This window comes from Anaerococcus sp., from assembly GCF_022770135.1.
GTDB lineage: Bacteria > Bacillota > Clostridia > Tissierellales > Peptoniphilaceae > Anaerococcus.
On the sequence record NZ_JALEIL010000074.1, the window covers coordinates 1 to 9280 of the forward strand.

Genomic DNA, 9280 nt, shown 5'->3' on the forward strand with positions numbered 1-9280 from the left:
GATTTCTTGGATTTGCCAGGCGAAAGGTTTGAGTATGAGATAAATATGCTTATTAATTCATCTCAAACTAAGAAGAAAATCATAGAAATACCTATAGAGACTGTTTATTTTGATAATAATAGCGAGACCCACTTTCACCCCATCAAGGATTCATTTAAGATTTATAGGGTCATGCTTGGTACTTTCTTTAAGTTTATCATCTCATCCCTTTCATCTTTTCTGGTAGATATTGGTGCTTTCACCGTTCTTACTAAACTTTTACCAAGGATATTGGCTACATCTAGTAAGGTAATCTGGGCATCTACCGCACTTGCAAGGATTATTTCAGGTGTTTTTAATTATAATGTAAATAAGAATCTGGTTTTTGCTGATGATAAGAAAGAGAAGTCAAAGTTTATAAAGTATGTATCTTTGTGGCTTTGCCAATTGCTTCTTTCTGCATTTTTTGTAGATATGATATTTGAAAGAGTAAATATGAATGCAAGTGTAATTAAGCTTATAGTTGATACTATTATTTTCTTGCTTTCTTTTACTATACAGAATAAGTTTATTTTTAATGGAGATTGATATGAGAGCTATTTTTGCGACTATATTCTTAATCTTGAGTTTCTTAGGATATAGTTTGACTATAAAAAATAAATATAAAATCAATACTTACTTTTTACCATTTTTAATTTTTACAAGTTATATTAGTTCAATTTATGTGTTTGCTCAATTGGCTTTAATGAAAGAGTTTGTAATTGTAAGTAATGTTTTTGGTTTAATATTATTAGCAAGAGCTTATAGAAAAGGATTAAAACTAAAATTATTATTTCCTGAGTATATTGTATTTTTTGTAATTATAGGTATTATTGGATTAGTTTTAAATGGCAAACATTTGTATGTTCAAGACGATTTTGGCCACTGGGGAGTTTTAGCTAGGTTATTCTTGAGGACAGATCATTTAAATACTGTTCATGAAACTAGGATTGATTATACGGCATATCCTCAAGCCTCTGCTTACTTTATTTATGGTCTCGTAAAACTTATTGGTTATAGTGAAAGTAGAATGTTAGCAGCCAATGCTATTTTAGTTATTTCGGGAGTATTTTGTTTATTTTCGTCAATTAAAGATTATAAGAAAGATATAGCAAAAATAATCTTACTAGTAGTTCTTGGTCTATTTGCATGCTTTTATGATATAAGATTTCAAAGCCTAAGAGTAGACACGGTTATAGCTACGACTGCCTTTGGTGTTTTTGCCTACATTTATTATATAGATGTAAATAATTACGAGAATCTTTATTTTGCAATACCAATGTTTGTAAGTCTTGTACTTATAAAAACGAGTGCTATTTTATTTGCATCTGTAGCTTTAGTGTATTTACTTATAAAATATTATAGAGTTAGCAAAAAGCTTGTATTTGCTAATATAGGTGCTTTATTGACTGCTTTCTTATCCTGGAAAAACCATGTGAAATATAATTTTTCCCTAGGTTCAAAGCATGCTGTCTCAATCAATAGATACGAGAAGATATTTGAGCAAAAAGATAGGGAAACTATCATTAAAATTAGCAAAGAATTTTTAAGAAGAGTTTTAAATGATTATTTTATTATAGGTTTAGTAATCTTACTATTAATAATATATTTTATCTATAATAAGAATAAAATAATAAGAAATTTAATTATGCTGGTGATTTTCTTCTATGCTATTTATCAGCTAGGAAATTATTTCACATATATTTTCTCTATGGATGTTGGTGAAGCCTTAAGACTTGAAAGTTATGATAGATATATTAGGACAACTCATATTTATCTTGCAATGATGTCTCTCTATATACTAAATCTTGATTTTAATATAAATAATGTGTTGAATATCTTATTAGGATTACTTTTAATTTTTACTTGTTATTTTTCAGAATTGATTGCTCCATCGACACAAAGACAGATGGAAGCTATAGAGAAATTTAATAGGATGAGAGATGAAGAAAATATTCCTGCGGGTAAAAGAATTTTAGTTAAATTTAAAGAAAGAGATAATTCTAGATTATACACTAGAATAGTTATGTTTACTTTTGATACGTCAGAAGTAAAAGACACCTTTGTAGGGGATGAGAAACAATTCAATAAAGAAGACTTTGATTATATCATCGAAGAATAAGGTAGGCGGCTTGGCCGCTTACTTTTTTTAATCCTCAAAACAAAGTATGATATACTATATGTAAAGGAGTAATAATGAGTAAAACAGTTATGTTAATTGACGGGTCTAGTTTGATTTTTAGGGCGTTTTTTGCTCTTCCTAAACTTACAAACAATGACGGCGTTATGACTAATGGCGTTTATGGTTTTTTGACCATGTACAACAACGCTTTTGATAGATATAAACCTGATTATGTACTTGTGGCCTTTGATAGGGCTTCGAAGACTTTTAGGCACAAGGAGTTTGAGGACTACAAGGGAACTCGTGATAAAATGCCTAGCGAGCTTTCTTATCAATTTGGAATACTTAAGGACATCTTAGATTCCCTTAATATCAAATACACCGATCTTGACGGATTTGAGGCAGATGATATTGTTGGGACTTATGCAAAGATGGCTCAAGAAGCAGGCTATGAATCTGTTTTAATCACTGGAGATAGGGATTATTTGCAGCTTGTAGATGATAAAATCGTAGTCAATCTTACCAAGAAGGGAGTTTCCGAGACTAAGGAATACACAGTCGATTCCATCAAGGAAGAATTTGGCCTAAGTCCTAAACAATTAATCGAAGTTAAGGGGCTTGAGGGAGATAAGTCCGATAATATCCCTGGAGTTGATGGAATAGGTCCAAAGAAGGCAATCGGATTTATCCAAAAATACGGATCTATCGAAGGGCTCTATGAACATATAGACGAAGTTTCTGGCAAAAAGACCAAAGAGACTCTAATCGATAGCGAAGCTATTGCCTACATGAGTAAGAAAATAGGTACGATTGTGACCAGTGCTCCAGTAGAATTTGATCTAGAAGAACTAAAAGTTAAGGAGCCAGATCTTGAAAGCTTAAGAGAAAAGTATTCGAAATACAATTTCAACAAGTTCCTTGAAGATATGGACGGAGGATCTGGTCCTAAAGAGGATAAGGAATTTACCTATGAGAAGTTAGAGAATCCAGATAAGCTAATAGACGCTATCAAGAAAAACAAGGAATTTACCTTCAAGTCTGTCTATGAAGGGGATAGATATATTCACAGTGATATTTCTAAAATAGCAATTAAGACTACTGATACACCTACTTATATAGTAGATCCTGATAGTGATTTTGTAAGTAACTTTAAGGAAGTCTTCGAAGATGAAGATGTAGTGAAAAATTCCTTCGATATAAAAGAAGATGTTGTCCTTCTTGATAAGCTTGGGATAAATCTTAAACTTCCTTATGATGATATGATGCTTATGCATTATCTAATAGATCCATCAAGGTCTTCCTATGATTTAAAGGTCCTAAGCCAATCCTACCTTGCCTATGAAGTAAAAAGTCCAGTGGACATCTTAGGTAAGGGGAAGAAGGCCCTAAAATATGGGGACTTAGACTTTGATGAGCTTGGAAATTATCTTGCAAGCGGAATTAATGCAATAGAAGATTCTAAGAAAATCTTGGAAGACAAACTTGATGAATACCACATGCTAGACCTCTATAATGAGATTGAGATTAAGCTATCCAAGGTCCTATCCGATATGGAAATCGTTGGTTTTGTGACAGATAAAAAGGTCTTAGAAGATTTAAAGGAAAATATCGATAAGGATATAGATAAGATCACTGAGGAGATTTATGAGCTAGCAGGAAGCGAGTTTAATATCAATTCCACCAAGCAATTGGGTGAGGTTTTATTTAAAGACCTTGACCTTCCTGTTATCAAGAAAACTAAGACAGGTTTTTCAACTAATGCCCAAGTCCTAGAGAAGTTAAGGGATAAACATCAAATCATTCCTAAAATCGAAAGGTATAGGGAGCTTTTCAAGCTACGTTCAACCTATATAGAAGGCCTTGAGAAGGCCATAGATGAAGATGGCAGAATTAGGTCAACCTTTAGGCAAAATATAGCTGCTACAGGAAGACTTTCTTCCCAAGATCCTAACCTACAAAACCTTCCAATTAAAACTGACGAAGGAAGACTTATCAGAAAGGCCTTTAGGGCAGGGGAAGGGAAAATCCTAATAGATGCGGACTATTCACAAATCGAACTAAGGATCCTCGCCTCACTTTCAGGAGATCGCCACATGATAGAGGCCTTTAAGGAAGGCGTAGATATCCACACCAAGACCGCTTCAAAAGTCTTTCACACTGATCTCGATAAGGTTACGAAAAGACAAAGATCTGAGGCAAAGGCAGTAAACTTCGGAATAATCTACGGTATAAGCGACTATGGTCTATCACAAAACCTTAATATCCCAAGGAAGGAAGCCAAGGAGTATATCGACAATTACATGGCAAGCTATCCTTCAATCAAGGAATATATGGATTCTATTGTAGAAAAAGCCAAGGTAGATGGCTATGTGGAGACCCTATTTAAGAGAAGAAGGTATGTCCCAGAGATTAATTCGAGAAACTTTAACGTTCGAAGCTTCGGTCAAAGGGTTGCCCTAAATACTCCTATCCAAGGAACTGCAGCAGATATTATAAAGATTGCCATGATAGAAACTGACAAGAATCTCAAAAAAGCAGGACTTGATGCCAAAATCGTCCTCCAAATCCACGATGAGATAATCCTTGAGGCGGATGAATCATGTAAGGATGAAGCTATCAAAATCTTAAGAGAATCCATGGAGTCTGCGGCAGATCTTAAGGTTCCTTTGATTGTAGATATCGACACTGGAGTAAGCATGTATGAGTCCAAGTAGGATTGTAATTACAGGCCTTATAGCTTCAGGTAAGTCGACTGTGGCGGAAATCTTAAAGGAAAAAGGCTACGAATTAATCAGCGCCGATGAGGTAAATAGAGACCTTATCAAAAAAGGGGGCAAGAATTATCTCGCTATCAAAAAGGAGGAAATCTTCGCTCCTGCCTTTGATGGAGATCATCTTGATAAGAAGGAACTTGCCGAAATTATCTTTAATGATAAGGAAAAGATGGCAAGACTTAACGAAATAAGTCATACTAATATCATAGCTGCTATTAATGAAATGGTGGAAAATAGCAAGGAAGATAAGGTATTTATAGAAGTTCCCTTATTCTTTAAGATCAAGGATAGATTTCCTCACGACCTTGTAGTTCTTGTTACTGCCTCTAGGGACGTTCAAATCAAAAGACTTATGGCTCGTGATAAGATCGATTACGACTTTGCCCTAAAGAAGATTGAAAGCCAGGATGAGCTAGAAGAAATGAAAAAGCAAAGTGACATTATAATCGATAATAGCGGCGATATAGAAAGTTTAAGAAGGCAAATAGAAAAAATCATTAAGCGAGGTGACTTTAATGAAAGTTGTTAAATTTATAGGAAAAGTTTTGGGCTTTATAATCCTTGCTATAGTCATATTTTTCGCTATAGTCTACGGCCTAATAGCCTATCAAACATCCAGAACTCAAATATCCTACCAAGATGAAATATATGAATACTCAGAAAAATACAATATTGACCCCCTCTTAACTGCATCAATTATCAAGGTAGAATCTGACTTTGATAATAAGGCCCAAAGCCACCAAGGAGCCCACGGTCTAATGCAATTATTAGAAGATACTGCCAAGCATTCTGCAGATGTCGTTGGTATTGACTACTATCCAGAAAAGCTCAACGATGTAGACTACAACCTAGATTTAGGAGTAGGGTATTTTGACTATCTTTATAGATATTATAACAACAGAGACCTAGCCCTTGCAGCCTACAATGGTGGAGTTGGCAATGTTGACAGCTGGATTAAGGAAGGTACTCTTGATAAGGACAATCCAGATCCTTTAAAAATTCCTTTCGAAGAAACTAGGCAATATGTCACAAAGGTAAATGCTAATTACGAAGTTATGAAAAAGTTTTACAAGGATGGCCTTCCAAGCGAGGAAGAAATTTCTGACCTAAGAAGCTTAAGCCTTAGAAATTTTGAGATTTTTATTAAAGATTTCATCAGAAATATAAGATAACCGTTGAATGAAAAGCGATTTTAATTTATAATAGAAGAAGAGCAAATAAAAATAGAAGGAGAGATTTATGAATTCCATTACTTTTAAAAATGGAGTGCACATGGAGGAGTATAAGGAGCTTACTGAAAACAGTGAACTTCATATGGCAAGTATTCCTAAACTTGTAACAATTCCTCTAATCCAACATATAGGTGCACCTAGCAAATGTCTTGTAGCAAAAAAAGACGAAGTTAGTGTAGGTCAGCTTATAGGAGAAGCTGTCGGAAATTTCTCTGCAAACATCCACTCTTCCGTAGCTGGAGTGGTAAAGGACATTATCGATTTACAAACTGCCTCAGGTAAAAATGCCAAGGCAGTCGTAATTGATACCGAAGGTTTCGACCAAGATAAAGAATACATAGAAAAAGATAATGTCGAACTTAGTGCAGAAGAAATCGTAGGAAAAATCAAAGAAGCTGGAATAGTAGGTATGGGTGGAGCAGCCTTTCCTGCTCACATAAAATATTTACCAGCCAAGCCAGTCGATACAGTAATAGTAAATGGAGCTGAGTGCGAACCATATATTACTTGTGATGATTATCTAATGAAAAATAGACCAGAAAGAATACTTAAGGCTTTGACCCAAGCGATGAAGGCAGTATCTGCCAAAAAAGGAATTATCGCTATAGAAGATAACAAGCCAAAGGCCTATGATACAATGGTAAATGCCTTAGAGAAATTCGCTAAGGAAAACTCAGCATTTGATATTGAAATCAAGAAGCTTCAAACAAAATATCCACAAGGTGACGAGAAAAGAATAATAGATGTTTGTCTAAACCGTCAAGTACCTAGTGGCGGACTTCCAATGGATGTTGGAGCTATAGTATCAAATGTTTCTACAATGAATGCAATCTACGAAGCAATCTATATGGACAAGCCACTTTACGAAAGAATCGTTACCGTAACAGGTAAGTCTGTCAAAAACCCAACAAACATGCTAGTTCGTTGCGGAACAGAATTTGGATATCTTATAGAAGAAGCAGGTGGGGCAGATGATATTGCTAAGCTTGTAAATGGTGGTCCAATGTGTGGTATTGCTCAACCAGATTTAACTAGACCAACAGAAAAAGCAAGTAACTGCGTCCTAGTCCTTTCTAGTGATGAAGCTCAGCCACTTGAAGTAAGTCCTTGCATCAGATGCGGTAGATGCGTTGATGTTTGTCCAGTTTACTTACTTCCACTCTACATCCACAAGTTCTCCCTAGAAGAGAGATTCGAAAAGGCTCAAGAGCTTAATATTATGGATTGTATAGAGTGTGGATCTTGTTCATTTGTTTGCCCATCAAACAGACCTCTAGTAGAGGCAATCAAGTTTGGTAAGAGACAAATCAGACAAGCAGGTAAATAGGAGGAGAATATGGAAAATACAAAACAACTATTGGTAACAGCTTCTCCTCATGTTAGAAGCAATCGTACAGTTAAAAAGGACATGCTAGATGTAATTATAGCACTAATACCAGCAGGACTTGCCTCAGTATATTACTTTGGCTACAGAGCCTTGATCCTAATCCTAGCATCTGTCATAACTTGCGTGTTATCAGAATATATATTTAACAAAGCAACAAAGAGAAATCAATCAATCAAAGATTTATCAGCAGTAGTAACAGGAATCTTACTTGCCTACAACGTTCCATTTACCTTACCAGTATGGCAAATGGTAATCGGAGCTATGTTTGCAATCGTAGTAGCTAAGATGTTTTTTGGTGGAATAGGACAAAACATAGTTAACCCTGCCCTTGCTGCAAGAGCCTTCCTCATGGCTTCTTGGTCAGAAACTATGACAAGCTTTGTACCACCACAAAGAGTAGCAACCCTAAAGACTGTCAAAGACGTGTCAATGGTATCAGGAGCAACTCCTCTATCAGATCCAGCAAGCTTCAGCACAATGGATTTATTCCTCGGAAATATCCCAGGATGTCTTGGAGAGGTATCTGCCCTTGCAATCTTAATCGGTGCATGCTATCTAATAGTAAGAAAAGTAATTCACGTTAGAATTCCACTAACATACATACTTACAGCGACAGTTTTATTAGGAATATTTGGTCCAGATGGATTCGCAGCTTCCTTAAGAAATGTCCTATCAGGTGGTTTGTTACTAGGTGCCTTCTTTATGGCAACTGACTACACAACAACCCCAATGACAATCAAAGGCCAATATGTCTTTGCTATAGGAGCAGGAATCCTTACAGCTATAATAAGAGTGTGGGGTGGATATCCAGAAGGTGTATCATACTCAATTCTTCTTATGAACCTAGTAGTTCCTATAATAGAAGCTCACACAAGACCTAAGACTTTTGGTAAAGTTGAGGCAAAGAAAGGAAAAGAAAATGAATAATAGTTTAAAATTAGGCCTAAAATTATTCTTGATTACATCAGTTACTGCCTTTGCCCTAGCATTGACAAACAATGCTACAAGCCCAATCATAGAAGCTAAGGCCCAAGAGAAACTTCAAGAATCCCTATCAGTTGTCCTACCAGCAGACTCCTACGAAGAAGTAGACCTAGCTGATAAGCCAGCAAGCCTTGAGAAAATCTACAAGGCAACAGGCGCTGATGGAGATGGTTATGTATTCCAAATCCTATCACCAGGTGGATACGGTGGAGATATAGAATTTCTAATAGGATGTGACAAAGATCACAATATCACAGGGTTTGCTCCATTAAACCACGCAGAATCTGCAGGATTCGGTAAACAAATGGAAGAAGACTTCTTCAAGGAAGGAATGGTAGGAGTAAGCATGGACGGAGAAGTAAAAGCTTCTGAGTCTGGCGGAGAAAATGAGATCGTAGGCATCTCTGGTGCGACGATATCTACAGGAACAATCCTAAGAGGTATCAATGACGCAGCAAGTGTCCTAGGTGAACTTGATTAGGAGATATTATGGAAAATCAAATTGATAGACCAATAGAAAATAAAAAAGAAAAGAAAGCTCCTAAAGAGAATTTAGGAAAAGTCTTTATCGAAGGAATATTTGCTAATAACCCAGTTTTCGTTCAAACAGTAGGTATGTGTTCAGTTCTAGCCATATCTTCTTCCTTGACCAATGCTATAGGAATGGGAATATCAGTAATATTCGTAGTAGTAATGAGTAACTTGGTAATTTCTTTACTAAGAAATTTCATTTCAGATGAAATAAGAATCCCTGCCTTTATCG

The 9280-nt window shown here is 35.7% G+C and carries 9 protein-coding genes; all 9 read left to right on the forward strand.

Translation table 11 applies throughout. The features are described from left to right. On the forward strand, window positions 1-567 hold a 567-nt coding region (locus tag MRZ08_RS03425), incomplete at its 5' end, for a GtrA family protein (RefSeq protein WP_297379255.1). Window position 568: 1 nt separating this feature from the next. Then, window positions 569-2140, forward strand: a complete 1572-nt coding sequence (locus MRZ08_RS03430) for a hypothetical protein (RefSeq protein WP_297379257.1) — start codon at window positions 569-571, stop codon at window positions 2138-2140. Between the two features lie 74 nt (window positions 2141-2214). After that, window positions 2215-4854, forward strand: a complete 2640-nt coding sequence (polA, locus tag MRZ08_RS03435; RefSeq protein ID WP_297379258.1) for a DNA polymerase I — start codon at window positions 2215-2217, stop codon at window positions 4852-4854. Continuing rightward, a complete protein-coding gene (gene coaE / locus MRZ08_RS03440; protein ID WP_297379260.1) occupies window positions 4841-5443 on the forward strand; it encodes a dephospho-CoA kinase in 603 nt (200 codons plus the stop codon). The genes polA and coaE overlap by 14 nt, the downstream gene beginning before the upstream one ends. Continuing rightward, window positions 5430-6086, forward strand: a complete 657-nt coding sequence (locus MRZ08_RS03445) for a lytic transglycosylase domain-containing protein (RefSeq protein WP_297379261.1) — start codon at window positions 5430-5432, stop codon at window positions 6084-6086. Before coaE ends, MRZ08_RS03445 begins: the two co-directional genes overlap by 14 nt. Before the next feature lie 67 nt (window positions 6087-6153). After that, entirely contained in the window at window positions 6154-7473 is a 1320-nt protein-coding gene (gene rsxC / locus MRZ08_RS03450; RefSeq protein WP_297379262.1) for an electron transport complex subunit RsxC, read from the forward strand. A 9-nt stretch (window positions 7474-7482) separates the two neighbouring features. After that, complete coding sequence (locus MRZ08_RS03455; RefSeq protein WP_297379263.1) at window positions 7483-8460, forward strand: RnfABCDGE type electron transport complex subunit D; 978 nt, start codon at window positions 7483-7485, stop codon at window positions 8458-8460. Beyond that, a complete protein-coding gene (locus MRZ08_RS03460; RefSeq protein WP_297379264.1) occupies window positions 8453-8998 on the forward strand; it encodes an FMN-binding protein in 546 nt (181 codons plus the stop codon). Before MRZ08_RS03455 ends, MRZ08_RS03460 begins: the two co-directional genes overlap by 8 nt. Before the next feature lie 8 nt (window positions 8999-9006). Further along, on the forward strand, window positions 9007-9280 hold a 274-nt coding region (locus MRZ08_RS03465), incomplete at its 3' end, for an Rnf-Nqr domain containing protein (RefSeq protein WP_297379266.1).

Bases quoted from the DNA above. Each gene is read 5' to 3' on its own strand.
- MRZ08_RS03445 (WP_297379261.1), top strand. From the start codon at position 5,430: ATGAAAGTTGTTAAATTTATAGGAAAAGTTTTGGGCTTTATAATCCTT.
- MRZ08_RS03460 (WP_297379264.1), top strand. From the start codon at position 8,453: ATGAATAATAGTTTAAAATTAGGCCTAAAATTATTCTTGATTACATCA.
- MRZ08_RS03455 (WP_297379263.1), top strand. From the start codon at position 7,483: ATGGAAAATACAAAACAACTATTGGTAACAGCTTCTCCTCATGTTAGA.
- polA (WP_297379258.1), top strand. From the start codon at position 2,215: ATGAGTAAAACAGTTATGTTAATTGACGGGTCTAGTTTGATTTTTAGG.
- MRZ08_RS03430 (WP_297379257.1), top strand. From the start codon at position 569: ATGAGAGCTATTTTTGCGACTATATTCTTAATCTTGAGTTTCTTAGGA.
- coaE (WP_297379260.1), top strand. From the start codon at position 4,841: ATGAGTCCAAGTAGGATTGTAATTACAGGCCTTATAGCTTCAGGTAAG.
- rsxC (WP_297379262.1), top strand. From the start codon at position 6,154: ATGAATTCCATTACTTTTAAAAATGGAGTGCACATGGAGGAGTATAAG.